Genomic DNA, 24699 nt, shown 5'->3' on the forward strand with positions numbered 1-24699 from the left:
GCCGAAAGAGTGAGCGGTTTCGGCGACTGCCACGCTCTAAATGCTTGAGATAGAGCCTGTTTATCCGTTTCTGATGTTTCCATCAGAAACGGACAGGCTCTAGAGCGCGCGACGGCCGAAGATCAAATGATACAGCGCCAGTACGACGATGGCGCCGACCGTGGCCACGGCCAGGCTGTAGAGATTCAAGCCCGATACGCCGCTGTTGCCGAACTGGTTGAACAGCCAGCCGCCGACGAACGCGCCGACGATGCCGAGCACGATATCCAGCAGCACGCCGCTGCCGGTGCGGTTGACGAGCTTGCTGGCGATGAAGCCGGCGATCAGGCCCAGAAGGAGCCAGGCGAGAATGGACATCGTAGGGACTCCGTGAGCGGTCGCCCTGTGCGACCCTGCTCAATCAAGAGCCCGACGGCGCCGTTAGTTCCCAGAAGGTCTAACGCTTCACGCGGTCCTGAACATAGGCGATCAACTTCTCGGCCGGGGCGCGACCCAGCGCGATGAACAGGCCCGAGCCCAGAACGGCGCCAATCAAAAATGTCAGGCTCATCACGCAACTTCCCCTACGACCGGTGATGCAGCTATTGCAGATGCTTCGTGGCCGGGCCAAGGCGACATCGGGGCGCTGCGACGATCCGTCGTTCAGGCGCCTCGCGGCGGGGCGAGAATCGTCAGCACGCAGGTCAATCCGCCCGGTGCGTAGTCGAATCGGGAGGATCCGGCGAGTTCGCCCTTCAGGCTGGCGGCGATCAGGCGCGAGCCGAAACCGCTGCGCCGCGGCGGCGCGACCGGTGGGCCATCGCTTTCGCGCCAGGTCAGGACGAGGCGGGCGCGGGCCTCGTGGCTCCAGGTCACGGCGACGCGGCCAGCCTGTGTGGACAGAGCGCCATACTTGGAGGCGTTGGTGGCCAGCTCGTGAAAGATCATCGCCAGGGCCACGGCGGCGTTGGGGGGGAGGGGCAGGGGCGGCCCCTCCAGTGTCACCTGGCTGATATAGGGCTCCAGCGCCTCGGCCAGAATCTCGCCGAGGTCCGCGCCTTCCCAACTGCGCCGGGTCAACAGGTCGTGGGCGCTGGCCAGGGCGTGGATGCGGTCGTTGAACTGCGCCAGGCCGTTCTCGCCGCCTTCACGTAGGCTGTGCCGGGCCAGGGACTGGACCACCACCAGGGTGTTCTTCACCCGGTGGTTCAGCTCGTTGATCATCAGCTGCTGGCGTTCGGCGGCCTGGCGGGCCTCGTCCTCGCGGGCCCGCAGGATGTCGGCGGCGGCCCTTAACGAGCCGCGCACCTCGGCGATCTCCTGCAGGTGCGAGGGGGCGGGATCCAGCGTCGCGCCGGCCGCCAGGGCTTCGGCCTCGGCAACCAGGCCGCGCACGTCGCGCGAGATCGGCCGCGCGAAACCGATCGCGGCGACCACGCCCAGCGCGATCAGCAGGGCCGCGCCGCCCAGGGCCGGTCCCAGCGAGCTCACCACCGCCCGATTCAGTTCGTCGCGCGGTACGCCGACGATGAAGGTCCAGCCGTAGGTCGGCGAGCGGCTGAAGGCCGACAGCGTCTTGACCCCGTCGAGCGTGCGGCTGTGGATTACGCCCTCGTTGGCGCGGGCCATGGCATTGCGCATGTCCGGGCTAGCCTGCTTGCCCAGCATCTTCTCCTGGTCGCGCGAACGGGCCACCAGGGCGGCGTTGCGATCGACGATGCTGGCCGTCCAGGTGTCGGGAAACGCCTGGGCGGTCATCAGGGCGTGGAAGTTCGCCGGGTGCTGCATATAGGCCAACACCAGCACCTTGCCCCTGACCAGCACCGGCACATTGACGCCGATGATGGGGGTGGCCCCCTGACGCGGGATCAAATTGCTGACGTTCGACTTGCCCGTGGTCATTTCGCGCCAGGACGACGGCGTGACGGGCCCGTAGGGCGTTGGCGCGCCAGGCGCTATCCGGGTGTTGATCAGCTGCCGATTCATGGTCATCAGCACGATCCAGCCTTCGCGCCCCGCCACGGCCTCGCGCGCCTGCTTCTCGAAGGTCGTCATGTCGCCCTCGGCCAGGGCGGGCGACACGGCCAGGCCTTGCAGCACGCTCTGGCCCTGGCCGATCTGGCGATCGGTGGCCAGCGACAGGGCGCGGGTCATGGCGACGAGCTGGGTGGAGAAGCGCCGCTCGCCCTCGGCGTATTGCATGGCGACCAGCGCGCCCATCAGCAGGATGGCGGGCGCGGCCAGGGTCAGGGCCATGAAGAGAAGGCGCCGCGCGACCGTCGATGGCGCTTTCACCGCATTGTTGGTGGTCACATTCGCCCCGCTCAGCCCACGCTAAGGCTGAAGAGCATCGCCTCAACCGTCAATAGGCCTTGGCGCGGGGATCCGTATCAGCCGTGGCGGCCGACCAGCATCCAGGCGGCCATGGCCACCATCATCAGGTTTTCGGTCAGCGAGACGAAGCCGAGCGGCACGTTGCTGTCGCCGCCGACGCAGGCGCATTTCAGCTCGCGCTTGTCCAGATAGACGGCCTTGAACACCGACACCGCCCCGATCCCGCCGATGAACAGGCCCAGCGGCGCGGAAAGCCAGGTCAGCACGCCGGCCGCCATCAGCACCCCCGCCGTCAGCTCGGCGAAAGGATAGACATAGCCATAAGGGACCCAGCGCCGGGCCAGCAGGTCGTAGTTGAGGAACATGGTCGAGAACGTCTCGACGTCACGCAATTTCAGCATGGCCAGCAGGCTCATGCTGAAGGCGACGAACCATTCGGCGGCCTGGACCGTCAGCGGCGTGTGGAAAACCGCCTGGCTGGCCGCCAGCGCCATCAGGGCGGCGACGGCGAAGACGGCGATCACCGGCGTATAGGTCAGGGCCTTGGGATCGCGGACCCGAGCGCCGAAGTGCTGGCGCAGATCGTCGTAGCCGCCGATCCGCTGGCCGTCGATGAAGGCCTGGGGCGTGGTCTTGACGCCGTGCTCGGCCTTGAAGGCGTCGGTCTCGGTCCGGGTGTGAAGCCAGTGGTCCTCGACATCGTAGCCTTTGGCCTTCAGCAGGTGCAGGGCCTTGAGTCCGTACGGACAGGTGTGGTCGGGCATGACCATGCGGTAGAGCACGGCTTTCTGGTGGGGGCGCATCGCATCACTCCTTGGTTCGCGACTGGACCCGCCCCATGTAGGGTCCGTACCATGGTACGGAGTCAAGGCATGGCGATGACGCCCATTTCTGAGCAAACTATCGCGGGGCTGGCGCGCGAGGGCGGCGTCGGCGTGGAGACGGTGCGCTACTACCAGCGCCGAGGCCTGCTTCGAACGCCCGGGAAGACCGGTGGTTCGGCCTTGTCGGGCGGGATCCGGCGATACGACGCCGACGACGTCCGCCGGCTGCGCTTCATCCGCCAGGCCCAGGCGGCCGGCTTCACCCTGGAACAGATCGGTGAATTGCTGGACCTCGACGCTGGCCAGGACCGGGCGCGGGCCAGGGCCTTGGCGGCCGAGCGGATCGCCGCCCTGGACGCCAAGATCGCCGAGCTTCAGGCCGCGCGGGAGGCCTTGGCGCGGCTAGCACGGGCCTGCGCGGCGTCGGACATCGGTCCGTGCCCGATCATCGAAGCGTTCGATGTCCGATAGCCGTGCTGGCGCCAAGGCGGGGTGAACCCTCGGCGGCGATCGACAGCGCCGAGAAGCCGATCAGGACACAGGCGATGGTCAGGCGGATGAGCATGGGCGGCTCCCTCGGCGGCTGGATGCCGGCCAGGAAGCGCGTTCCTAGATGAACCCAAGCTGAAGCTTAGCCAAGACTGGCCCGCGCCAGAGCCAGGAAGCCCGCCAGGTCGATGACCTCGGCCCGGGAGTCCGGATTGACGCCGGCCTTTTCGCATAGGGCCCCGCCGCCCAGGCCCTTGAGGCTGGAGCGCAGCATCTTGCGGCGCTGGCCGAAGGCGGCGGCGGTGACGCGCTCCAGGGCCGCGACGACGTCGGCGGGCGGCGGATCGCTTCTGGGAATCAGACGGACCACGGCCGAGGCGACCTTGGGCGGCGGGGTGAACGCTTTGGCCGGCAGGTCCATGACCGTCTTGGCTTCGCACAGGGTCTGGGAGATCACGGCCAAGCGGCCGTAAGCGTCGTCGTCAGTATGCGCGACGATGCGGTCGGCGACTTCCTTCTGAAACATCAGGGTCATCGACAGCGGCCGAAACGGGCCCGTCAGCCAGTTGATCAGGAGCTGGGTGCCGACATTGTAGGGCAGGTTCGCGACCACGTGCGCCGGTCCTCCGGCGGCCTTGGCGGCGTCGACCTTCAGGGCGTCGCCCTCGACCAGCTCCAGGCGGCCGTCAGCCACCTCGGCGACCTCGGACAACAGCGGCAGGAAGCGGCTGTCCTTCTCGATGGCCACGACGCGGGCGCCGGTTTCCAGCAGGGCGCGGGTCAGGCCGCCGGGCCCGGGTCCGACCTCGACCACCGTGTCGCCTTCGCCGATCTGGGCCAGGCGCGCGATCTTGCGGGTGATGTTGAGATCCAGCAGGAAGTGCTGGCCGAAGCTCTTGCGCGCCAGCAGGTCGTGGCGTTCCAGGGCCTCGCGCAGGGGCGGCAGGTCGGCCAGGCTCATCGTCTATGCTTTCCGGTCTTCTTCAGGCGTCGCGGCGGGCGGCGATCTGCGCCGCCAGGCGGATGGCGGCGATCAAGCTATCGGGACGGGCCAGGCCGCGTCCAGCGATGTCGAAGCCGGTGCCGTGGTCGGGCGAGGTCCGCACGATCGGCAGGCCCAGGGTGATGTTCACCCCGCCCCAGAAGTCCAGCATCTTGACCGGGATCAGGGCCTGGTCGTGATACATACAGAGGACGCCGTCGTAGCGAACCCGGGCCTCGGGATGGAACAGGCTGTCGGCCGGGGCGGGGCCGTGGGCGTCGACGCCCAGGTCCTGCAGCACGCGCACGGCCGGGGCGATGATCTCGATCTCCTCGCGGCCCAGGGCTCCGCCTTCGCCGGCGTGCGGGTTGAGGGCGGCGACGGCCAGGCGCGGGGCCTTGATGCCGAAATCGCGGCGCAGGGCCTCGGCGGTGACTAGGCCGCTGTTGACGATCGCCTCGGTCGACAAGGCGCCGGGGACTTTCAGGAGCGCCGTATGGATGGTCACCAGGGCCGTGCGCAGGTCGCCGGCGGCGAGCATCATCACCGGCCCCCGCGCGCCCTCGAAGCGCTCGGCGGCGGTCAGCTCGGCCAGGAACTCGGTATGGCCCGGAAACTTGAAGCCGGCCTCGTACAGCGGGGCCTTGGCGATCGGGGCGGTGACCAGGCCGCTGACCGCGCCGGACAGGGCCAGGCCGACGCTGGTCTCGATCCAGCGGATCACCTGCGGCGCATAGGTGGGCGAGGGCTGGCCGGAGACGACGGGCGAGAGCAGGGGGATGTCAATGACCGGCAGGGCCTCGGCGAAGACGTCCAGCGCCTCCTTGGGGCTGAGCACGCGCCGCACCTTCACCTCGCCGCCGGCCGAGGCCAGCAGCTGGGCGTCGCCGACCACCACGAAGGGCGGACCGTCCTCGCGCAGGGCGCGCCAGGCCTTGGCGATGATCTCCGCCCCGACGCCGGCCGGATCACCGGCGCTGAGGGCGAGCGGGCGCGGCGTCACCGGGTCTCGATGGTGGCCTGATTGCGCAGGTCACGCAGGTAGCGCTTGGCGATCAGCGCCAGTTGCTGGCCGCGCAGGCGGTTCTCGATCTGCTCGTGCGTCGGCGCGTTGGCGCCGCCCTGGCGCTTTCCGCAGACCGCGATCAGGTGCATGCCGGCGTCGGTGCGGATCGGGTCCGAGATCTGGCCCACTTCCAGCTTGTTGGCCGCGTCCTGGAAGGCTGGGGCCAGGTCGGTGATCTCGGCCTCGCCGAGGTCGCCGGCGACCAGGCCGTCCACCTTGCCGGCGGCGGCTTCCAGGGTCGCGCAGCTGGTGATCTTCGGCTTCAGGTCGGTCAGCAGCTTGGTGGCCGCCTCGACCTGGGCCGGGGTGGCGTCGGCGGCCAGCGGGGCGGCGACCTGCTTGAGATCGACGATCGCCGTCTTCGAGCCGGCGCGCTTGTCGCGCAGATAGATGATGTAGACGCCGTCCTTGACCTGAATGGGCTTGGACAACTGGCCGGGGCGCAGCTGCTCCAGCGCCGCGTCGACCTCGGCCGGCATTTCGCCCTGGTTGACCCAGCCCACGTCGCCGCCGTTGGCCGCGGTGGCAGAGCCCGAGAACTGGCGGGCGACGGCGGCGAACGGCGCGCCTTGTTGCATCTGGGTGAGCAGCTGGGCCGCGCCGTTGACCGCGACCTCCATGCCGCCGACACGGTTGGCGTCGAGGAAGACTTCGCTGATCTGGTACTGCGGCTTGGCGGCCGACTCGGCCAGACGGCGCTGATAGGCCTTGATCTGGTCCTCGCCGATGCGCAGGCGCGAACCGTAGCGGCCCTGGATCCAGGATTGCCAGCTGGAGTCCGCGCGCAACTGGGCGCGCCAGGTTTCCAGGCCGATGCCCTGCGCCACCAGCGATTGCTTCAGCTGGTCGGGGGTCATCTTGTTGGACTGGGCGATATCGCCGATCTGCTCCTCGACCTCCTTGTCGGTCGAGATGATCGTGATCTTCTGCTGCTTCTCGACGCGCTTCAGCTCCTGCATCTGCAGGCGCTCGTCGATCAGCGAGCGCAGGGCTTCCTGCTCGATCTGCGGCAGGTTCTCCTGGGTCGGCTGCATGCCCGAGGTGGCCATCAGCAGGCGCATGCGCTGCATCAGGTCGTAGCTCGAGATGATGTCGTCGTTGACGACGGCCGAGACGCTCTCCGACAGGGGTTGAGGCGCGGCGGGCGCCGGCGCGGCGGCCGGCGGAGCCGCGACCTGGGGCGGCGCGTCCTGGGCGGGCGCGGCTTGAGCCGCGGGTTGTTCCTGCGCCAGGGACGGCAAGCCGAGGCTCGCCACGGTCAGGGCGAGGATGGACGCGGCGCCGGCCGCGAAAGTCGTAACGCTACGCGCAGACCGCATGGATAGTGTCGTTCCTCTAGGCCCAGGCCGCCCCCTCGGGGGCGCGGTCGGTTTATCTTGTGTTTCGGGGGCGGCGATCGCCGAAGCCGGCGGTTTTTCCTTTCGGCCGTCGCCCCCGAGGCGTGCGCGCGAAGCATGCGGGCCGCCCCGCACGCCCCCAAGCGCGGTTACTTAGTTCGAGCTGTACCCTGTATCACCTAATGTGGCGAGCGTTAGGCGGAACACGATGGTTCGGTCAGGCTGCAGCCGAAGACCGCTGGCCGTCGAGGCGTAGCGGTCTTCCTGTTGGTAGATCACGTCGATGCGGATGCAGTCGTCCTGGTAGGCGACGCCTACGTCCCGGCGGCGCCAGACGTCCTGCACCATGTCGCGCTGGCCGAAGGTGGTCAGCGAGAAGCGCTTGGTCAGCTTGAGTTCGCCTCTAGCTTCGAAGTTTTCCTGGCGGGCGCCGTTGGAGTCCAGTTCGTCCTTCAGGTAGCGGATCGAGCCGCTGGCTCGCGTCGTGTAGGCGTCGACGCCCGTTTCGATCCGGTGGATCTCCTGGGTCTGGGCGTCAAGGCGCGTGCGAACGAAGGCGTTGACCCCTCGGATCGGGGTGACCGTGGCCGCCACGATCCAGTCGGAGGACTTGCTTTGCAGGCCGGTGCGGGCCGGCAGCAGCGGATCGAACTTGGTGCGGAAGCTGCGGCCGACCAGGATGCTGCCGCCCCGGCCGTCGGGACGGCTGTAGGTGGCGCGGCCGCCGACGTTCAGGCGCTGACCGCCCTCATAGAGGTCGAAGCCGGGTGACTTGTTGGCCTGGAACAGGTTGGTCTCGTCGAACTCCAGCGTCGCGCTGTCCTCGTTGTAGAGGTAGCTGGTCGCGCCATTGCGGGCGACCACCACGGGCACGCGCGAGCTGTCGGAGCCCACGGCGACCTGGGCCAGGGGCTCCAGCACGATGCTGCCGCCATTCGTCAGCGGCTTGTAGAACGGCAGGCTGAAGTCGACGCCGCCCACGCCCAGGGTGCGGGTGTAGGTTTCCTTGGCGTCGTCGCCCAGAGCCGCGGCCGCGGGGGTGACGAAGGTCTTGATCGAGTAGGCGTCGCCGCGCGCCTGGGCGAATGGCGAGATCTTCAGGCCGGGCCCGACGATCCGGCTGGCGCGCCAGTCGGCCTTGAAGCTGGCGCGGCTGGAGTCGACGCCGTTCTCGCCCTTGTAGCCGGGCAGGAAGTAGGGCGCTTCGCCATACTGCGACTCCGAGCGGTTCAGCACCACGCCAGAGCCCTGCAGGCGCAGGCGGCCACCCAGCACCGGGCTGTTCGGCTCCCAACGCGCCTCGACCAGCGGACCGATCAACGGGAAGGCGCCGCTGTTCTCGAAGGCGTTGGCCGAGTTGGTCGTCGAATTGATCCCGACGACGCGCAGGCCCTGGACCGAGACGGCCGAGACCGACAGCCACGACCGGGCGTCCTGGCGCGTGGTGTAGAGCTGCGACACCAGCCGGTGGTCGTCGCTCGTGAACAGGCCGCGCTGCTGGTAGACGTCGTTGATCTTGTACTTGTCGAACAGCAGGGCGTCCGAGACGCGCTCGGCCGAGAAGCCCCACTTCCAGTGCTGATCGATGTCGAACTTGCCGTGCGCCAGGATGTAGCTGCGCAGGGTCGCTTCGCCGAAGCGGTCGCCCTTGATGTCGAATTCCTTGTCGTAGGTGAAGCCGCCGCGCGCCTCCAGCATCCCCGAATAGAAGCGCTTGCGGTAGTTCACGTTCAGGAACGGGTTCACCTGGCTGTTGATCTGCGGGGTGAGCACCACGTCCGACGACGGCGAGATCACGTACAGATAGGGCTGCTGGTACGAGATCCCGCGGCCCTTGGAGAAGTCGATCTTCGGCGCCAGGAAGCCTGAGCTGCGCTTGGCCTGCGGATCGGGGTGCCAGAACAGCGGCATGTAGAGAACCGGCGCCCCCCACAGGTGGATGACCGCGTTCTTGTAGTAGATCATCTGGCGCTGCTTATCCTGGACGATCTTGTCGGCCGAGACCGACCAGGTCGGCTTCGGCTTCTCGGCGCAGACTTCGCAGGGCGTGTAGATGGCCTTGTTCAGTTCCTGGATATTGGCGTTGCGGCGCACGGCGGTGGCCGAAGCCACCTTAATGTTCTGGTCCAGGCGGGCGGCGAAGTTGCGCGCGAAGCCCGCCTTGAAGTCCTTGTCGGCCTCCAGGTGGTCGGCGAATTCGGCCGTGCCATCGGGATTGATCAGCTGGACGTGACCATCGGCGGTCACCGCGCCGGTCTTGTTGTCGTAGACCACCTTGTCGGCGCGCAGGGTGCGGCCCTGGTAGCGGGCCTCGACCGAGCCGGTGGCGGTCATGATCTGGTTTCTGTCGTCTCGGATCAGCAGGTCCGATTCCAGATAGTAGCCCTCGTCGCCCAATCCGTCGGACGGGGCGGTCGAGACCACGGGGATCGGCGGGATGGAAACGAGGCTCTGCTGAGCGTGGGCCGCGCCCGCGCAGGCGAGCGCCCACGACGCCGCGCTGCTCAGGAGCAGCACGCGACAAGCGGCGCTGGGACGCGATTCAGTCATGGACAACCTTGGAAGCAATGACTCACCCATCTTCCGTATAGCAAAGCAAAGTGAAGCCCGCCAAAATCGCGATAATCGGCGGTGTCCAGGCGGCGATGGACGGGGCCAGAACATCCGCCTTGCCCAACGTGCTGCAAAGCTCGTTGAAGAAAAAGAATCCAAAGCCCAGAGCGACACCCGAGCCGGCCAGGGCCGCCAGGCCGCCCAGGCGCATCAGGCGCAGCGAGAACGCCGCCGCCAGCACCGACATGGCCGAGAAGAGCAGGGGCGTGGCCAGATCCTGTTGCAGGCGCAGCTTGAACGGCGCGGCCGAGAAGCCGGCGTCCTCGGTGCGCTGGATCGTGGCCGGCAGGCGCCACAAGGCCACCGCCTGGGGCGTGTTGAACCGCTCGGACGCCGTGCGGTCGTCCAGGTTCGACGGGATCGACAGGCTGTCGGAGCGGATCGCCCCGGCGCCGGGTGTGGCCTCGCGCACGCCGGTCAGGCGCCAGAAGCCCGGCTCCAGCTTGGCCTCGTTGGCCTCGATGCGGCGCGTGAAGTCCATCACGCCCTTGTTGTTGAGGCTGTAGACGAACAGCGACACGCCCTTCAGTCGCACCGAGCCGTCGATGACGTCGCGGGCCCGGGCGCGAATGACGATCTGGGTCTTGTCGTCGCCCTGGCGTAGCCAGGTGCCCTTGGGCGTTTCCTTCAGATAGCCGTTCATCACCCTGTCGCGCTCGGTCTCGAACTTGGCGGTCATCGCCGTCGTCAGGGGATTGAGCAGGGTGATGGTCAGGAGGCCGATCACGAACGAGGCCAAGGCCGCCGGCATGATGAAGCGCCAGGCCGAGACGCCGGCCGCGCGCATGGCGATCAGCTCGCTGCGCCGGTTCAGCTCGACGAACGCCCACATGGTGCCGAACAGGAAGACGAACGGGGCCAGCACCAGGATGGTGGCGGGAGCTTGCAGGATCGTCAGGTAGAGGAGCTGGAGGAAGCTGGCGTCGGCTCGTGTGCCGACGTTGCGCGCGATGTCGACGAAGGCGATCAGCATCACCATCGCGCCCAGCACGGCCAGGGCGCCCACCAGGGCGCTCATGGTGCGTTTGAGGACGTAGCGTTCCAGCATGCCCATGGTCATCGGGCCGCTCCCGCCCAGGCCGAGGCCGTCTTCGCCAACTTGGCCCTGCGACGCGTGGAGACCTTCTGGCGGAAGATCTGCGACAGACCCCACCACATGGCCGCCAGCGGAACCATGTACTGCAGGACGTTCAGCCAGGCGCTGTCCTCGCAGGCCGCCTGCACGCCGAATCCGAGAATGCGCACGACACCCGCCGCCGCGCCGACGGCGGCGATCCGCTTGCCGTATCCCATGCGGCTGAACGAGCCGCCCAGCACGGCCGCCAGGGCCATGGTCATCAGCGCGATGTTGTAGAGCGGGCCGGCGAAGCGCGAATGGCCCTCGGCCAGCATCTTGCCGGCGTTCCGCTGCTCCCAGTCCTGGGTCATGTCGGGAAAGAACAGCTCGTGCGGATAACGGTCGGCGATCTTGTAATGCAGCAGCTCGTCGCCGTGCGCCAGGGGCGACAGGTCGAACGTGTACTCGTCGAACGAGGTGTATTGCAGCACGCCCTGGCGCGAGAACTGCTGGTTGGAGCCGTGGCGCATGATCAGCACCGGCTCGCCCCGGCGGGTGGCGATCTCGGCCTCGCGCGACGAATAGGTCGAGGCCGCGCCGTTGGGCAGTTCCTGGTGGATGAACAGGTTCTGGATCTTGTTGTCGCGGTCGATCGACTGGGCATAGACCGTGAGGCCCGGGCCCGGCTCGGTGAACTGACCCGGCTGGACCAGAGTCGAGGCCACGTCGGTCTTGATCTCGAAGGCCRTCTCGCGGATCTGGCGGGCGCTCCAGGGCTGCAGCCACAGCCCGCTGACCAGCGAAACCAAGGCCGCCAGCACTCCCAGCCGCATGGCCGGCGAGATGACGCTCCAGCGACTCATGCCGCCGGCGAAGCAGACGACGATCTCCTGCTCGGTGTGCAGCCGGTTCACGGCTACCAGCGCGGCCACGAACAGGGCCAGCGGCATCATGATGCTGAGTAGCTGGGGCAGGGCCAGCACGATGATCTTCAGGAAGACCAGGGCGCTCTGGCGCTGTTCGACCAGGACGTCGAATTCCGACAGGCTGCGCGCCAACAAGGCGAGCGCCACCAAGGCCCCGGTCGCCAGAAGCGTCGGACCCAGCAACTGGCGGAAAAGATAACGTTCAATGAGGCGCATGAAGAGACGTTCGGGGCGGATGGATTCGTGGGACGAACCCCGAAGATGCGCCGTTCTACACGGGGGCTTCGCGTCGGCACAACCGGGGAGCTAACTTGACTGTCCCGAGTGGGGGCGAACGGAGCCTTTTCTAAGGCGCGGCATTGGACTATGCCGCCTTAGGTCAAAGAACGGCGGGCCCTTGCGGCGCGCCGTTTTGGAAGTCGCCCAGATGCAGGAGCGCGGCATGCGTATCGAGTTCGTCCCCGTCGACACCCAGGCCGGCGCCACGGCCGCCCTCGCGGTCCTGGCTCACGAGGGCGCGGCCTTGTCGCCGGAGGCCAAGGCGGCCAACGAGGCCACCGGCGGCGCCCTGGCGCGCGCCATCGCCGGCGGCCGCTTCACCGGCGCCAAGGGCCAGACCCTGGACGTCGTCGCTCCCCACGGCCTGGAAGCCGCCCGCCTGGTGCTGGTCGGCGTCGACGGCTCGGGCGCCGTCGAGCCGGAAGCCGTCGAGACCGCCGCCGCCTCGGCCTACCAGGCCGTGAAGACCACCGGCGTCACCGAACTCGTTTTGAAGCTGGGCGCCGACGCCGAGAGCGCGGCTCGCGCCGCTTTTGGCGCCCGCCTGGCCGCCTACCGCTTCGACAAGTACCGCACCACCGAGAAGGCCGAGAAGAAACCGTCGGTCCAGGTGGTCAAGGTCGCCGCCGCCGATCCGGTCAAGGCCCAGAAGGCCTATGAGCCGCTGTCCGCCCTGGCCGACGCCATCGTCTTCAGCCGTGACCTCGTTTCCGAGCCGGCCAACATCCTGCATCCCGAAGAGTTCGCCGCTCGCGCCAAGAGCCTGGAGAGCCTGGGCCTCGAGGTCGAGGTTCTCGGCGAGGCGGCCATGGCGGCGCTGGGCATGGGCAGCCTGCTGGGCGTCGGCCAGGGCAGCGTCCGCGAGAGCCAGCTGGTCATCATGAAGTGGATGGGCGCGGTCGATAAGTCGGCGCAACCGATCGCCTTCGTCGGCAAGGGGGTCTGCTTCGACACCGGCGGCATCTCGATCAAGCCGGCCGACGGCATGGAGGACATGAAGTGGGACATGGGCGGGGCGGCCGCCGTGACCGGCGTCATGCACACCCTGGCCGGCCGCAAGGCCAAGGTCAACGCCATCGGCATCCTGGGCCTCGTCGAGAACATGCCCGACGGCAATGCGCAGCGTCCCGGCGACGTGGTCACCTCGATGTCGGGCCAGACGATCGAGGTGATCAACACCGACGCCGAGGGCCGCCTCGTGCTGGCCGACGCGCTCTGGTACTGCCAGGACCGCTTCAAGCCCCAGTTCATGATCGACCTGGCCACCCTGACCGGCGCGATCATCATCGCCCTGGGTCATGACTACGCCGGTTTGTTCAGCAATAACGATGGCTTGTCCGAGAAGCTTCTCGCCGCCGGCAAGGGCGAGCGCGAGACCCTGTGGCGCCTGCCGCTGCCGGCCGCCTACGAGAAGCAGATCGAAAGCCCGATCGCCGACATGAAGAACATCGGCGGCCGCCCGGCCGGGTCGATCACCGCCGGCCTGTTCCTGCAGAAGTTCGTCAACGGCACGCCGTGGGCGCACCTGGACATCGCCTCGGTGGCCTGGCGCAAGCCCTCGACCGACCCGACCGTGCCGGACGGCGCGGCCGGCTTCGGCGTCCGCCTGCTGAACCGCCTCGTCGCCGACGCCTACGAAGGCTGATCCAGGAAAGCTGTCAGGGAATTTTGATGACCGCTAGCCCTTGCGACGTCTGGTTCTACCACCTGGAGCGCTCACCGCTCGAGGCGGTGCTGCCCGAGCTGCTGGAGAAGACGCTGGGGCGGGGCTGGAAGGCGCTGGTGCGCGGCGGGGATCCTCGGCGGCTGGAGGCGCTGGACCAGCACCTCTGGACCTATCGCGAGGACAGCTTCCTGCCGCATGGCGTGATCGGCGAACCGATGGCCGAGCGCCAGCCGGTGCTGCTGACCGGCGAGGACGGGAACCCCAACGGGGGCGACGCGCTGTTCCTGATCGACGGGGCCGAACCTGGAGATCTTTCAGGGGTTTCGCGCTGCATCCTGCTGTTCGACGGCCGGGATGACCAGGCGTTGGCGCTGGCGCGAGGCCGCTGGTCGGTGTTCAAGAAGGCCGGGCATCCGGTGTCCTACTGGCGCCAGGGCGCCGAACGCGGTTGGGAGAAGCAGGCATGAAGCGCTTGGTGCAAGTTCTGGCCTTGGGTCTCGTCCTGGCCTCGTGCTCCAGCGCGCCCGAGCCGGCCCCGCCGCCGCCGCCCAGCACGCCCACCGCGCCGCCGGCCGTCGCCATGCCGGCCAAGCCGCCCACCGCCGAGGCCGACAAGGACCAGTGCGGCCTGAAGGACGCGCAAGCCTTCGTCGGCAAGCCGCGCACCAGCCTGCCGGCCCCCGTCGATCCGTCGCGCTGGCGGGTGGCCTGCACGACCTGTCCAGTGACCATGGACTATCGCGCCGACCGGCTGAACATCCTGTTCAACGCCGATACGGGGATCGTCCAGGAAGTGAAATGTGGCTGAGGCCGCCATGCTGACGGCGTCCTGATCGAGCCTTTCCGTGAAGGAGGCTTCAGGGGTTTACTTGCGCTTGCCCACGCCAGGGAACAGCGCGACCTCGCCGTCGAAGATTCCCAGATAGCCCAGTTCGCCTAGCAGCGGCGTCAGGTCCTCGACCAGGTCGCCGGACTGCGGCAGGTGGGCGGGGCGGCCGGTCTGGTCRTGCAGGCGGTAGACCGTCCACATCTTGCCGCGCGGGGCGGCGGCGCCGGGCTGGATGAACTTGTGTTCCCAGCCGACCAGGGCCGGGGTGCGGCCGACCTCGACGTCGAATGGACGGTCGCGGAACGCCAGGTCCATCTCGATCCGCATGGCCTCGCCGATCCGCGCGTTCACCCAATCGGCGAACGCCTCGAGGACGGCGTGGGCGGACAATCCTTCCGGATTGGCCACGACATGGTTGCGGGGATGGGCGGTGCTCATGGGACGCAGACTGCGCCCCAGATGTCGCGGAATGGCTAAACGACATGGTTTAGCGCGCGTTCACCCTAAACCTTGCCGAGCCTGTGGTTAAGCTTACGCCTCGGCCTCGGCCAGTTCCTCGGCCAAGCCCATCCAGGCCGCCTCGGCCTCTTCCAGCTTGGTCTTGGCGTTGTCGCGGCGCTTGGTCAGCTCGGCCACCTTGCCCGGGTTCTTCACATAGAGGGCCGGATCCTCGAGCTGGGCTTCCAGCTCGGCGAGGTTGCGGGTGCAGCGGGTCATCACCTGTTCGGCGGCCTCGACCTTGCGGCGCAGGGGCTCGACGGCGGTCTTCTTCTTCGCGGGTGTCGCCGCTGGCTCCAGGTCTCGCGCCACCTGGGTCGGCTTCACGGCCTGCTTGGCGCGCTCCAGCACGAACTTGGCGTAGTCGTCCATGTCGCCGTCGAACGGTTTCACCGTGCCGTCGGCGGCCAGCCACAGGCGGTCGGCGACCAGTTCCATCAGCGAACGGTCGTGGGTGATCAGGATCACCGCGCCCTCGTAGTCGTTCAGCGCGTCCAGCAGGGCGCGGCGGCTGTCGATGTCCAGGTGGTTGGTCGGCTCATCGAGGATCAGCATGTGCGGCGCGTCCATGGCCACCATGTTGAGCAGCAGACGCGCGCGCTCGCCGCCCGACAGGTTGGCGACCGTGGTCTCCTGCTTGTCGAAGCCCAGGCCGAACTGCGCCAGTTTCGAGCGACGCGAGGATTCCGAAGCGTCCGGCATGGCCCGGCGGATGATCTCCAGCGGGGTGTCCTCGGGGTCCATCGCCTCGATCTGGTGCTGGTGGAACCAACCCACGCGCATCTTGCGGTCGCGGTGGAACTCGCCCGACTGCACGCCCAGGGCCCCGGCGATCATCTTGGCGAAGGTCGACTTGCCCGCGCCGTTGACGCCCAGCAGGCCGATGCGGTCGTCCAGGTCCATGCGCAGGTTGAGGTTCTTGAGGATCGAGCGGCCTTCCTCATAGCCGACGTTCGCCCGTTCCAGGCGGATCAGCGGCGGCGCCAGCGGGCGCGGCGGCGAGGGCAGGGTGAAGGGCGCGACACGCTCTTCGATCGTGGTGGCCACCGGCTCCATCTTGGCCAGGCGCTTCATCCGTGACTGAGCCTGGGCGGCCTTGGAGGCCTTGGCCTTGAAGCGGTCGACGAAGGCCTGCAGGTGGGCGCGCTCGGCGTCCTGCTTGGCCTTGGCCGACAGCTGCAGGCGGGCCTTCTCGGCGCGGCGCTTCTCGAAGTCGTCGTAGCCGCCGGTGTAGAGCTCCAGCTTGCCGCCGGCCAGGTGCAGCATGTGCGTACAGCTGTTGTTGAGCAGCTCGCGGTCGTGGCTGACGATCAGGGCGGTGTGCGGGTACTTCTGAAGGCGGGCCTCCAGCCACAGCGCGCCTTCCAGGTCGAGATAGTTGGTCGGTTCGTCCAGCAGCAGCATGTCCGGCTCGGCGAACAGCGCCGCGGCCAGGGCCACGCGCATCCGCCAGCCGCCGGAGAACTCGCTCATCGGCCGCGCCAGGTCTTCCTGGGAAAAGCCCAGGCCGACCAGGATTTCCGAGGCGCGCGCCGGCGCGGAGTCGGCGTCGATCTCGATCAGCCGGGCCCAGATCTCGCCCATCTCCTCGGGATCGGCCGTGTCCAGCCGGGTCATCAGGCTGTGACGCTCCTCGTCGGCCTCCAGCACCGTCTCCAGCAGGGTGAAGGGCGTGGCCGGGTGCTCCTGGTCCACCGACCCGATCCGCGCGGCCTTGGGCAGGCTGATCTCGTCGTCGCCGGCGTGCAGCTGGCCCAGGATCAGCTTGAACAGGGTGGACTTGCCCACGCCGTTGCGGCCGATCAGGCCGACCTTGGCGCCGGGCGGCAGGCTCACGCTGGCATGGTTGAAGAACTTCCGTCCCCAGGCATTGAAGGTCAGGTCATTGATCTGGAGCATAGGTTCTTAAGGCACGCACGCGGGGTTGGCGGGGAGGAGGCGCCCGGCTATAAGCCCGCAACCTCCCAATCCACAACTCTTCGTGTGAGATATCTCGTGACCGAACGCACCTTCTCGATCCTCAAGCCGGACGCCACCCGTCGCAACCTGACCGGCGCCATCAACGCTGTGATCGAGGCCGCTGGCCTGCGCATCGTCGCTCAGCGTCGCGTGAAGCTGACCGACGCCCAAGCCAAGAAGTTCTACGAAGTGCACGCCGAGCGTCCGTTCTACGGCGAACTCGTCGGCCAAATGACCGCCGAGCCGGTCGTCGTGCAGGTGCTGGAAGGCGACAACGCCGTCGCCAAGTACCGCGAAGTCATGGGCGCCACCAACCCGGCCAACGCCGACGAAGGCACCATCCGCAAGCAATTCGCCCTGTCGATCGGCGAAAACTCGGTCCACGGCTCGGACAGCCTGGAGAACGCCGCGATCGAAATCGCMCAGTTCTTCACGGAAGACCAGATCGTCGGCTAAGGCTTGGCGCGACTTTTCTCGTGACGCGAGGCGGCCGGATCGGTGACGATCCGGCCGTTTTCTTTTGGAGCGGGGACTGGACGTGAAGCACTACGAACGGGGCGAGGTGGTGCTGGCGGTGACGCTGTCGGGCGTGGCCGGCTATGTCGACGCGATCGGCTTTCTGAAGCTGGGCGGGTTCTTCGTCTCGTTCATGAGCGGCAACTCCACGCGGCTGGGCGTCGGGCTGGCGACGGGGAACGCGGGCGCGGTGCTGACCGTGCTGACTCTGGTGGCCTCGTTCGTGGCCGGGGTCGTGCTGGGCGCCCTGACCGCCCGGGCGTTCGGCGAAAGCCGGCGCTCGCCGGTCCTGGTGCTGGAGGCGGTCCTGCTGGCCAGCGGCGCGGCCCTGCTGGCGCTGGGCTACGATACGGCCGGCGTCACGGCCGTCGCCATGGCCATGGGGGCCGAGAACGCGGTGTTTCAGCGCAATGGCGATGTCGCGGTAGGCCTGACCTACATGACCGGCGCCCTGGTCAAGGCCGGCCAGCGCATCGCCGGCGCCCTGGTCGGCGGCGAACCGTCGGACTGGCCGCGCTATGTCCTACTTTGGCTGGGCCTGGCGGCCGGCGGCGCCCTGGGGGCGCTGACCTATGTGACGGTTGGCGCGTCGGCGCTGTGGGTCGCGGTGGCCGTCGTCACTGGCGGCGCGATCTGGGCCGAGCGTCGCTGGAGGAGCGCCTAGGGCGGGGGCTTTTCGACGTGAGCCACCGTGGCTCTCCAGCGGACTAGGCCGCCGCAGCGTTCCGATCGATCGCATGAAGCTTGCCGCCCACCATGACGTAGACCCGTTGAGCCGCCTCGATCGTTTCGCGGCGGTGGGCGATGATGATGCGCGTGATCCCCATGGCGCCGATCGCGGCGTTGACCGCCGTTTCGTGGGCGACATCGAGGTGGGCGGTTCCCTCGTCCATCACCAGCACCTTGGGCAGACGATAGAGCGCCCGCGCCAGCAGAACGCGCTGCTTCTGTCCGCCGGAGAGGGTCGAGCCCATGTCGCCGACCAGGGTCTCGTACTGCATCGGCATTCGCAGGATATCGTCATGGATCGAGGCGGCCGCCGCGGCGGCGGCGACGCGCTGCATGTCGATCACCTCGTCGAACAACGCGATGTTTTCAGACAGAGATCCCGCGAAGAGGCTGTCGTCCTGCAGGACTGCGGAGACCTGCTCATGGAAGCTCTTATGGCCGAACCGGTCGAGGGGCATGCCATCGACCAGCACCTCGCCGCCGTCAGGCTCGGCCAAGCCGAGCAAAAGCTTTACCAGGGTCGATTTGCCGCCGCCGGATGGGCCGGTGATCGCGACGTGCTCGCCCGGCTCCACGACCATGCTCACGCCATCCAGGATCATCGGGTCGCTGGGGGCGTAGCGATAGAAGACGTTCCGCAGCTCTACACGCCCCTTGAGCTGGGTCTCGCGCTCGGCGCTCTGACCGAAGCTCTTGTCCTCGGGCGTCAGCGCGATGTCCGAGAGCCGCTCCAAATGCAGGCTGATCATTCGGAACGCGACGAACTGGTCAATCAGACCCGCCGCCTTCTGAATGAACTGGGTCTTGTAGGCCATGTAGGCGAAAACCATGCCGACGCTGAAGCCGGCGCCGTCGATGACGAAGCCGATCGCGAGACAGATGCTGACGACGTTTTCGAGGCCGAAAATCAACGTATTGGCCGCCGACTGCCAGACGGCGATACGAGRCACCCGGACATTGGCGTTCACGGCGTCCGCCATGCGGCCCTGCCACAATACGTGCCRCAGGGTCTCGCGACCGAACAGCCGCAACGTGGTCATGCCGCGCAGGCTCTCGATCAGCGTCGACTGCTCCTTGCCGGCCGCGATGATCGCCGCCTCCTTGGCCTCTCGCTCCAGCGAGAACGACACCGCGCGCACCAGGCCGTAGAGCGCGAAAGCCAGGACGGCGACCAAGGTCAGGAGCGGGCTGTAGAACAGCATCAATGCGAGGGTGAACAACGCCATGGCGCCGTCCACCACCGCCGCGACGGCCCCTTGGGTCAGCAGGTTCTGAATAGGCGCGATCGACTGAAAGCGCGACAGGATGTCGCCTGTGTGACGCTTCTCGAACCACTCGATCGGCAAGCGAAACAGCTTCCGAGCGATATTGGACGCGAGGGAGAAGCCCAGGGTCGTACCCGCGACCAGCAGCACGAACGATCGCAACAGCGTCGCGCCGGCGTTGATCAGCGTGAAAAGCCCGAACCCGACCGCCAGCACCGTCAGCAGGTTCGAATCCAGCGCCGGCAGCGCGTTGTCCAGCGCGATCTGCATGTAGTACGGCGAGGCGAGCACGAAGGCCTGCAGCACCAGGCTCAGCACCAGCACCTGGGCAAGGGTGCGCCGCATGCCGGTCATGCGCCGCCACAGCTGCGAAATCCGCAGCCGTTCGCGCTGGTCGCCCCGTTCGAAGGTCTCGCTAGGTCGAAGCTCTAGCGCCACGCCGGTGAAGCGTCGGGAGACCTCGTCCAGCGGCGTCCAGGTCGACCGTCCGTCGGGGTTGTGGATCAGGGCCCGGCCGTTCCGCACGCTCTCCAGCACGACATAATGGTTCATGTCCCAGTGCAGAACGGCGGGCATATGCAGATTGGCCAATTGCTCCAGCGGCAGCTTAACGGCTCGCGGCGTCAGGCCCATCTTGTCGGAAAGGCCGATCAGCGACCGCAGGCTGGCCCCCCGCAGCGAAGGGGCGAACCGCCGCCGCAGCGCGCCGAGGTCGATGTGCAGGCCGTGGTAGTTGGCGACCATGGCCAAGCACGCGAGGCCGCATTCGGCGATTTCGGTCTGGCGAACCAGCTTGACGCGCGAACGGCTGACAAATCCCAGATCGAGCATGGAGGCCTTCTACCGTCGCCTGACGGCGAAGAGCGGCTCGAACAGCCATTCGAGCAGGGACTGTCGTTCGGTGACGATCCGGGCCGTCAAGGTCATGCCGGGCATCAACGCTTCCTCGCGCCCGAATGCGGCGACGTGCTCCTGCAACAGCGCCACCTGCACCGGATAAACCGGAATAGGACCGCCCGCCGCAGTTTGGTGCGTCACGGGGCTGGAAGCGACCGTGAGGATCCGGCCTCTGATCGCGCCGAACCGCTGGTAGGGGAAGGCGTCGACCGCGAGCCGAACGTCCTGCCCGGGCTTGGCGAAGCCGATCGCGGAGCTCGGCACGGCCAGTTCGGCGCGCAGCACCGAACCCGTGGGGACGATCGTCATCAGCTGGGTCTGTGGATTGGCGGGCGCGCCAACCCGGGCGGTGAGGGCGGTGACGCGGCCGGCGACGGGAGCCTTCAGGACATAGGCCCTGGAGCCGTCGGCGCTGGCGGCGAGTTGCGCGACCTCCGCTCGGGAAGCCGAGAGACTAGCGGCCTGGACGCGAGCCTGGGCGGCGACCTGGGACGAGGCGCGTTCGGCCTCGGCCAGGGCGCTCTTGCGGGTTTCCAGCGCTTGCCGCAGCTGGGCCAGGGACTGCTGACGGGTGAGCAGAACTTCTTCGCGGTTCTGCATCTCGCGCGGGCTGAGGAAGCCCTGCGCGGACAAGGCGCGCGCGCGATCCAGGTCTCTGGACGCGGACGTGACCAGGCCCTGCTGAAGGAGGATCTGCGACTGAACCTGGCCGATTTCGGCGTTCAGGCCAGCGCGCTGCGCGGACAGCTGACCAAGTTGCGCGGCGGCGGCGGCTTGGACGGCGTCGGCCTGGACGCCAAGACTGGCGTCCTGGCGCGAAATCGCCGCTTCAAGCCGGGCGGCCGCGGATACGCCCCCCGCGCCATCCTCCTCCGCCCGGATCGCCGCGAGCTCGGCTCCGGCTGGCACGAACTGTCCTTCGCGAACCGATATGGCCGAGATGACGCCGGCTCGGGTCGGCACCACCATCGAGACGCCGGCGTCAGGCACGAGCGCGCCGGTGACGGTCTCGATGCGCGCGTATCGCGCGAAGGACGCGAAGATGACGGCGACCGCGACGGCGGCGCCTAGACCATAGCCGATGACCTGCCACGAGACTGGAACGGCGATGGAGACATCGCCCGATAACCTCTCGGCCTTGGCCTGAACGGCTTCCTGTCTGAAAAGCATGGCGTCCCAAACGTCCGGATGACTGGCGCGGCGCGACGAGAGCGGCGGATCAGGCGCCGGCGACGGAGCGTTTGCGCCAGATGACCTCCAGCACCTTCATGCCGAGGAACACGGCTCCGACGATCGCGCAGGCGCCGAGCCCGACAGGATCATGGTTCTTCGCGAAGATGGCCGCGACCAGAAGCAGACAGGGGGCCATGATGTGGAACCTGCTGGCCACGGCCCGGATGTTCTCTTGCACGCTTTTGCCCATGGTGTTCTCCGGATGATCGCGTGAAGCGGACGGCTCCGGAGAGGAGCCGCCCTTGTCTTCAAGTTCAGTCGAGCTGGCTGATCAGAAGCCCGTGCATGAACCCGCTCGCGGCGCCGGCGAGCACGCCGACGGGACCGAGCACCGCGCCCATGCCCGCGCCGACGATGGTGGCGACGGCGACCGTTCGCACGTCGTCGTAGTTGCCGCCGCCGATCAGGTCGATTTCAGCTTGAGAAAGGTCTTGCATAGGATCCTCCGATTTCAAGGAATTTCATAGACGGCGAGCGCCAAGAGCCCGCCGATGAGCGCGCCGGCAGCGGCGCCGGGGACGCCGCCCACAGCGCCGATCAGTCCGCCGACGCCGGCGCCGATGAGGAAGGCGTCACGGCGATCGCCGCCGCCGCCCACGACATCCACTTCTTCCCAAGTCAGTTCTTGCATGAAGCCCTCCAAAGGTTGAGACCACGTGAGGTTGCACAACCTTGAGATAGGAGTCCACTAGATTCTTCCTAAGGTTTCGCGATGGGCGCCGGCTGCGCACATGAAAGGGCGTCCGCGCCCGCTGAGGCGGCGCGGCGACGCTCAAGAAGCCAAGAGGTCTAGGAAATCAGAGCGTTGAGCCCTGGGGCGTCGAGCTCAGACTAGACGGCTGCGTACGAAGGCCGCCAGCGTTTCGGCATAAAGCCTGTGCTCCTGCTCCAGCACCCGCGCCGCCAGCGTGTGGTCGTCGTCGCCGGGCAGGATCGGCACGCGGGCCTGGCCCAGGATCGGGCCTTCGTCGACGCCGGCGGTGACCAGGTGGACCGTGCAGCCGGCTTCCAGCTCGCCGGCCGCCAGGGCGCGGCCGTGGGTGTCCAGGCCCGGATAGGCCGGCAGCAGGGACGGGTGGATGTTCAGCATCCGGCCCTCCCAGGCGTCGACCAGGAACGGGGTGAGGATCCGCATGTAGCCGGCCAGGGCGATGACCTCGATCCCACGCTCGCGCAGGGCCGCGTCAATCGCGCGTTCGTGGGCCTCGCGGTCCTTGCCGAACGGCTTGCTGTCGACGCACAGCGCCTCGACGCCCGCCTCGGCGGCGACGGCCAAGCCGCCGGCGTCCGGCTTGTTGGCCAGGACGAGGGCGATCTCGAACGGGCAGCCTTCCGCCTGCGCCGCGCGGACCAGGGCCTCCATGTTGGAGCCCCGGCCCGAGATCAGGACAGCGACTTTCGTGCGTTGGGTCACAATTCCATCCCCCGATCCTTCTCCCCTTGCGGGAGAAGGTGTCGCCATCGGCGACGGATGAAGGGTCGAAGAATGGGTCAGCCGCGAACCGACGTCGCCGCGCGACCCCTCATCCGACCCGCTTCGCGAGCCACCTTCTCCCGCAAGGGGAGAAGGGGACTTCTAAGCCTTGACCAGCTGGCCGCAGATGAAGGCGTCCTCGCCGGCGTTCAGCAGGGCGGCCAGCACCGGTTCAGCGTCGGCCTGGGCGACGATGACGATGAAGCCCACCCCGCAGTTGAAGGTGCGGCGCATCTCGTGTTCCGAAATGCCGCCGACCTGGGCCAGCCACTCGAACACGGGCGGCAGCGGCCAGGCGTTCCAGTCGAACTGGGCTTCCAGGCCCTCGGCGATGGCGCGGGGCGGGTTCTCGATCAGGCCGCCGCCGGTGATGTGGGCCCCGCCCTTGATCCGACCGGACTGCAGCAAGGGCAGCAGCGACTTCACATAGATGCGGGTCGGGGCCATCAGGGCTTCGGCCAGGGTCTTGCCGTCTTCAAACGGGCAGGGGGCGTCCCAGGCCAGGCCCGAGCGCTCGACCACGCGGCGCACCAGCGAATAGCCGTTGGAGTGCGGGCCCGACGAGCCCAGGCCGATGATCACGTCGCCGGCCCGCTGCTTGTCCAGCTTGGGCAGGACGCCGTCGCGCTCGACTGCCCCGACCGAGAAGCCGGCCAGGTCGTATTCGCCGTCGCTGTACATGCCSGGCATTTCGGCGGTTTCGCCGCCGACCAGGGCCGCGCCGGCCAGTTTGCAGCCGTCGGCGATGCCGGCGACGACGCTCTTGGCGACCTCGATGTCCAGCTTGCCAGTGGCGAAATAGTCCAGGAACATCAGCGGCTCGGCGCCCTGGGCCAGCAGGTCGTTGACGCACATGGCCACCAGGTCGATGCCGACCGTGGCGTGCATCCCTGAGTCGATGGCGATCCGCAGCTTGGTGCCGACGCCGTCGGTCGTGGTGACCAGCAGGGCGTCCTCGTAGCCGGCCGCCTTCAGGTCGAACAGGGCGCCGAAACCGCCCAGGCTGGCTTCCGCGCCAGGGCGGCGGGTGGCCTTGGCCAGGGGCTTGATGGCGTCCACGAGCGCATTGCCCGCGTCGATGTCGACACCCGCCTGGGCGTAGGTAAGGCCGTTGGGCAGATCGCTCATGGTGGCTCTGGCGCTCGCTCTGGGTCTATCGGAGGATGACGGGATCCACCGAACTCGCGGAAAATTTGCTCCCCGGCGCCGCTTCACGCGTCTTGACGCTTGCAGACTCGGGGGTGCGCGAGGCTATTAGCAGCGGATGAAGCCGATCACCACCACCGCCGAGCTGGCGGCGTTTTGTAATGAGCTGCGGGGCGAGCCTTTCGTCGCGGTGGACACAGAGTTCATGCGCGAGACGACGTACTGGCCGAAACTGTGCCTGATCCAAGTCGCCTCGCCCACGCACGAAGCCGTCATCGACCCGCTGGCCGAAGGCATCGACCTCGAGCCCCTGCTGGTCGTGATGCGCGACGAGAGCATCCTCAAGGTGTTCCACGCCGCCCGTCAGGACGTCGAGATCTTCAACAATCTCAAGGCCATGCCGCGGCCGCTGTTCGACACCCAGGTCGCCGGCATGGCGGCGGGGTTCGGCGAGCAGATCGCCTATGACGCCCTGGTCCGACAGATGCTGCGCATCGACCTGGACAAGTCCAGCCGGTTCACCGACTGGGCCCGCCGGCCGCTGTCCGAAGCCCAGCTGACCTACGCCCTGGCCGACGTCACCCACCTGGCCGCCCTGTTC

At 67.9% G+C, this 24699-nt stretch carries 25 protein-coding genes and 1 pseudogene; 7 read left to right on the plus strand and 19 right to left on the minus strand.

Annotated features, from left to right (window positions below; genetic code table 11):
• Positions 1 to 99: 99 nt before the first annotated feature.
• The 3 genes from AC1DSO_RS20515 to AC1DSO_RS20525 form a co-directional block, all read right to left on the minus strand.
• Positions 100 to 357 (minus strand): GlsB/YeaQ/YmgE family stress response membrane protein, encoded by a 258-nt coding sequence (locus AC1DSO_RS20515; protein WP_047405154.1) that lies wholly within the window; start codon positions 355 to 357, stop codon positions 100 to 102.
• A 285-nt stretch (positions 358 to 642) separates the two neighbouring features.
• Positions 643 to 2292, minus strand: a complete 1650-nt coding sequence (locus AC1DSO_RS20520) for a sensor histidine kinase (protein WP_477070569.1) — start codon at positions 2290 to 2292, stop codon at positions 643 to 645.
• A gap of 77 nt (positions 2293 to 2369) precedes the next feature.
• Positions 2370 to 3116: a MauE/DoxX family redox-associated membrane protein gene (locus tag AC1DSO_RS20525; RefSeq protein WP_477070570.1), complete on the minus strand. Its 747-nt coding sequence runs from the start codon at positions 3114 to 3116 to the stop codon at positions 2370 to 2372.
• A gap of 69 nt (positions 3117 to 3185) precedes the next feature.
• Between AC1DSO_RS20525 and AC1DSO_RS20530 the strand changes: the two genes are divergently transcribed.
• Complete coding sequence (locus AC1DSO_RS20530) at positions 3186 to 3608, plus strand: MerR family DNA-binding protein (RefSeq protein WP_477070571.1); 423 nt, start codon at positions 3186 to 3188, stop codon at positions 3606 to 3608.
• A 160-nt stretch (positions 3609 to 3768) separates the two neighbouring features.
• Here the strand turns inward: AC1DSO_RS20530 and rsmA are convergent, their stop codons facing one another.
• From rsmA to lptF, 6 genes are all read right to left on the minus strand, one after another.
• Positions 3769 to 4587, minus strand: coding sequence for a 16S rRNA (adenine(1518)-N(6)/adenine(1519)-N(6))-dimethyltransferase RsmA (rsmA, locus tag AC1DSO_RS20535; RefSeq protein ID WP_477070572.1), 819 nt, complete (start codon positions 4585 to 4587; stop codon positions 3769 to 3771).
• Between the two features lie 22 nt (positions 4588 to 4609).
• Positions 4610 to 5611 carry a 4-hydroxythreonine-4-phosphate dehydrogenase PdxA gene (gene pdxA, locus AC1DSO_RS20540; protein ID WP_477070573.1) on the minus strand — a complete coding sequence of 334 codons (1002 nt, stop codon included), beginning with the start codon at positions 5609 to 5611 and terminating at the stop codon, positions 4610 to 4612.
• On the minus strand, positions 5608 to 6993 hold the full coding sequence (locus tag AC1DSO_RS20545; RefSeq protein WP_477070574.1) for a peptidylprolyl isomerase: 1386 nt from the start codon (positions 6991 to 6993) through the stop codon (positions 5608 to 5610). Before AC1DSO_RS20545 ends, pdxA begins: the two co-directional genes overlap by 4 nt.
• A 171-nt stretch (positions 6994 to 7164) precedes the next feature.
• Positions 7165 to 9591 carry an LPS-assembly protein LptD gene (locus tag AC1DSO_RS20550; protein WP_477070575.1) on the minus strand — a complete coding sequence of 809 codons (2427 nt, stop codon included), beginning with the start codon at positions 9589 to 9591 and terminating at the stop codon, positions 7165 to 7167.
• Positions 9584 to 10684 (minus strand): LPS export ABC transporter permease LptG, encoded by a 1101-nt coding sequence (gene lptG, locus AC1DSO_RS20555; RefSeq protein WP_477070576.1) that lies wholly within the window; start codon positions 10682 to 10684, stop codon positions 9584 to 9586. Before lptG ends, AC1DSO_RS20550 begins: the two co-directional genes overlap by 8 nt.
• A complete protein-coding gene (lptF, locus tag AC1DSO_RS20560; protein ID WP_477070577.1) occupies positions 10681 to 11823 on the minus strand; it encodes an LPS export ABC transporter permease LptF in 1143 nt (380 codons plus the stop codon). The genes lptG and lptF overlap by 4 nt, the downstream gene beginning before the upstream one ends.
• A 226-nt stretch (positions 11824 to 12049) precedes the next feature.
• Here lptF and AC1DSO_RS20565 point away from each other — a divergent pair, with 226 nt between their 5' ends.
• The 3 genes from AC1DSO_RS20565 to AC1DSO_RS20575 are packed head-to-tail and all read left to right on the plus strand — an operon-like array spanning position 12050 to position 14360.
• Positions 12050 to 13531 (plus strand): leucyl aminopeptidase, encoded by a 1482-nt coding sequence (locus AC1DSO_RS20565; RefSeq protein ID WP_477070578.1) that lies wholly within the window; start codon positions 12050 to 12052, stop codon positions 13529 to 13531.
• Between the two features lie 26 nt (positions 13532 to 13557).
• Positions 13558 to 14019, plus strand: coding sequence for a DNA polymerase III subunit chi (locus tag AC1DSO_RS20570; protein ID WP_477070579.1), 462 nt, complete (start codon positions 13558 to 13560; stop codon positions 14017 to 14019).
• A complete protein-coding gene (locus AC1DSO_RS20575) occupies positions 14016 to 14360 on the plus strand; it encodes a peptidase inhibitor I78 (protein WP_477070580.1) in 345 nt (114 codons plus the stop codon). Before AC1DSO_RS20570 ends, AC1DSO_RS20575 begins: the two co-directional genes overlap by 4 nt.
• A 57-nt stretch (positions 14361 to 14417) precedes the next feature.
• On the opposite strand, the gene AC1DSO_RS20580 is transcribed toward AC1DSO_RS20575, so the two are convergent.
• The gene (locus AC1DSO_RS20580; protein WP_477070581.1) at positions 14418 to 14819 is read right to left on the minus strand and encodes a hypothetical protein; all 402 of its coding nucleotides are present in this window, start codon (positions 14817 to 14819) and stop codon (positions 14418 to 14420) included.
• A gap of 93 nt (positions 14820 to 14912) precedes the next feature.
• Entirely contained in the window at positions 14913 to 16778 is a 1866-nt protein-coding gene (locus AC1DSO_RS20585) for an ABC-F family ATP-binding cassette domain-containing protein (RefSeq protein WP_477070582.1), read from the minus strand.
• Between the two features lie 96 nt (positions 16779 to 16874).
• Here AC1DSO_RS20585 and ndk point away from each other — a divergent pair, with 96 nt between their 5' ends.
• Positions 16875 to 17294, plus strand: a complete 420-nt coding sequence (gene ndk / locus AC1DSO_RS20590) for a nucleoside-diphosphate kinase (protein WP_477070583.1) — start codon at positions 16875 to 16877, stop codon at positions 17292 to 17294.
• Here the strand turns inward: ndk and AC1DSO_RS20595 are convergent.
• Positions 17269 to 17529: pseudogene (locus tag AC1DSO_RS20595) on the minus strand (hypothetical protein); the annotation flags it as partial. The gene ndk and the pseudogene AC1DSO_RS20595 sit on opposite strands and share 26 nt — an antisense overlap.
• Here AC1DSO_RS20595 and AC1DSO_RS20600 point away from each other — a divergent pair.
• The gene (locus AC1DSO_RS20600; protein ID WP_477070592.1) at positions 17413 to 18018 is read left to right on the plus strand and encodes a YoaK family protein; all 606 of its coding nucleotides are present in this window, start codon (positions 17413 to 17415) and stop codon (positions 18016 to 18018) included. The pseudogene AC1DSO_RS20595 and the gene AC1DSO_RS20600 sit on opposite strands and share 117 nt — an antisense overlap.
• Positions 18019 to 18061: 43 nt before the next feature.
• Here AC1DSO_RS20600 and AC1DSO_RS20605 read toward each other — a convergent pair whose 3' ends face one another.
• The 7 genes from AC1DSO_RS20605 to purM form a co-directional block, all read right to left on the minus strand.
• A complete protein-coding gene (locus AC1DSO_RS20605; protein WP_477070584.1) occupies positions 18062 to 20179 on the minus strand; it encodes a peptidase domain-containing ABC transporter in 2118 nt (705 codons plus the stop codon).
• A 9-nt stretch (positions 20180 to 20188) separates the two neighbouring features.
• On the minus strand, positions 20189 to 21415 hold the full coding sequence (locus AC1DSO_RS20610; protein ID WP_477070585.1) for a beta-barrel domain-containing protein: 1227 nt from the start codon (positions 21413 to 21415) through the stop codon (positions 20189 to 20191).
• A 49-nt stretch (positions 21416 to 21464) separates the two neighbouring features.
• Entirely contained in the window at positions 21465 to 21668 is a 204-nt protein-coding gene (locus AC1DSO_RS20615; protein ID WP_477070586.1) for a hypothetical protein, read from the minus strand.
• A 64-nt stretch (positions 21669 to 21732) separates the two neighbouring features.
• Positions 21733 to 21915 (minus strand): hypothetical protein, encoded by a 183-nt coding sequence (locus AC1DSO_RS20620; RefSeq protein WP_477070587.1) that lies wholly within the window; start codon positions 21913 to 21915, stop codon positions 21733 to 21735.
• 14 nt (positions 21916 to 21929) lie between these two features.
• Entirely contained in the window at positions 21930 to 22109 is a 180-nt protein-coding gene (locus tag AC1DSO_RS20625) for a hypothetical protein (RefSeq protein WP_477070588.1), read from the minus strand.
• Between the two features lie 195 nt (positions 22110 to 22304).
• Positions 22305 to 22892 carry a phosphoribosylglycinamide formyltransferase gene (gene purN / locus AC1DSO_RS20630; protein WP_477070589.1) on the minus strand — a complete coding sequence of 196 codons (588 nt, stop codon included), beginning with the start codon at positions 22890 to 22892 and terminating at the stop codon, positions 22305 to 22307.
• 162 nt (positions 22893 to 23054) lie between these two features.
• Entirely contained in the window at positions 23055 to 24080 is a 1026-nt protein-coding gene (purM, locus tag AC1DSO_RS20635) for a phosphoribosylformylglycinamidine cyclo-ligase (protein ID WP_477070590.1), read from the minus strand.
• A gap of 136 nt (positions 24081 to 24216) precedes the next feature.
• On the opposite strand from purM, the gene AC1DSO_RS20640 reads away from it, so the two are divergent.
• A partial coding sequence (locus AC1DSO_RS20640; protein ID WP_477070591.1) for a ribonuclease D occupies positions 24217 to 24699 on the plus strand: 483 nt, incomplete at its 3' end.

The organism is Caulobacter sp. P4_E5 (assembly GCF_056401555.1).

Coding starts and splice junctions, on each gene's coding strand:
- AC1DSO_RS20515 (WP_047405154.1), bottom strand. CDS start 357: ATGTCCATTCTCGCCTGGCTCCTTCTGGGCCTGATCGCCGGCTTCATC.
- AC1DSO_RS20525 (WP_477070570.1), bottom strand. CDS start 3,116: ATGCGCCCCCACCAGAAAGCCGTGCTCTACCGCATGGTCATGCCCGAC.
- AC1DSO_RS20530 (WP_477070571.1), top strand. CDS start 3,186: ATGGCGATGACGCCCATTTCTGAGCAAACTATCGCGGGGCTGGCGCGC.
- rsmA (WP_477070572.1), bottom strand. CDS start 4,587: ATGAGCCTGGCCGACCTGCCGCCCCTGCGCGAGGCCCTGGAACGCCAC.
- AC1DSO_RS20545 (WP_477070574.1), bottom strand. CDS start 6,993: ATGCGGTCTGCGCGTAGCGTTACGACTTTCGCGGCCGGCGCCGCGTCC.
- AC1DSO_RS20550 (WP_477070575.1), bottom strand. CDS start 9,591: ATGGGTGAGTCATTGCTTCCAAGGTTGTCCATGACTGAATCGCGTCCC.
- lptG (WP_477070576.1), bottom strand. CDS start 10,684: ATGACCATGGGCATGCTGGAACGCTACGTCCTCAAACGCACCATGAGC.
- AC1DSO_RS20565 (WP_477070578.1), top strand. CDS start 12,050: ATGCGTATCGAGTTCGTCCCCGTCGACACCCAGGCCGGCGCCACGGCC.
- AC1DSO_RS20570 (WP_477070579.1), top strand. CDS start 13,558: ATGACCGCTAGCCCTTGCGACGTCTGGTTCTACCACCTGGAGCGCTCA.
- AC1DSO_RS20575 (WP_477070580.1), top strand. CDS start 14,016: ATGAAGCGCTTGGTGCAAGTTCTGGCCTTGGGTCTCGTCCTGGCCTCG.
- AC1DSO_RS20585 (WP_477070582.1), bottom strand. CDS start 16,778: ATGCTCCAGATCAATGACCTGACCTTCAATGCCTGGGGACGGAAGTTC.
- AC1DSO_RS20610 (WP_477070585.1), bottom strand. CDS start 21,415: ATGCTTTTCAGACAGGAAGCCGTTCAGGCCAAGGCCGAGAGGTTATCG.
- AC1DSO_RS20615 (WP_477070586.1), bottom strand. CDS start 21,668: ATGGGCAAAAGCGTGCAAGAGAACATCCGGGCCGTGGCCAGCAGGTTC.
- AC1DSO_RS20620 (WP_477070587.1), bottom strand. CDS start 21,915: ATGCAAGACCTTTCTCAAGCTGAAATCGACCTGATCGGCGGCGGCAAC.
- AC1DSO_RS20625 (WP_477070588.1), bottom strand. CDS start 22,109: ATGCAAGAACTGACTTGGGAAGAAGTGGATGTCGTGGGCGGCGGCGGC.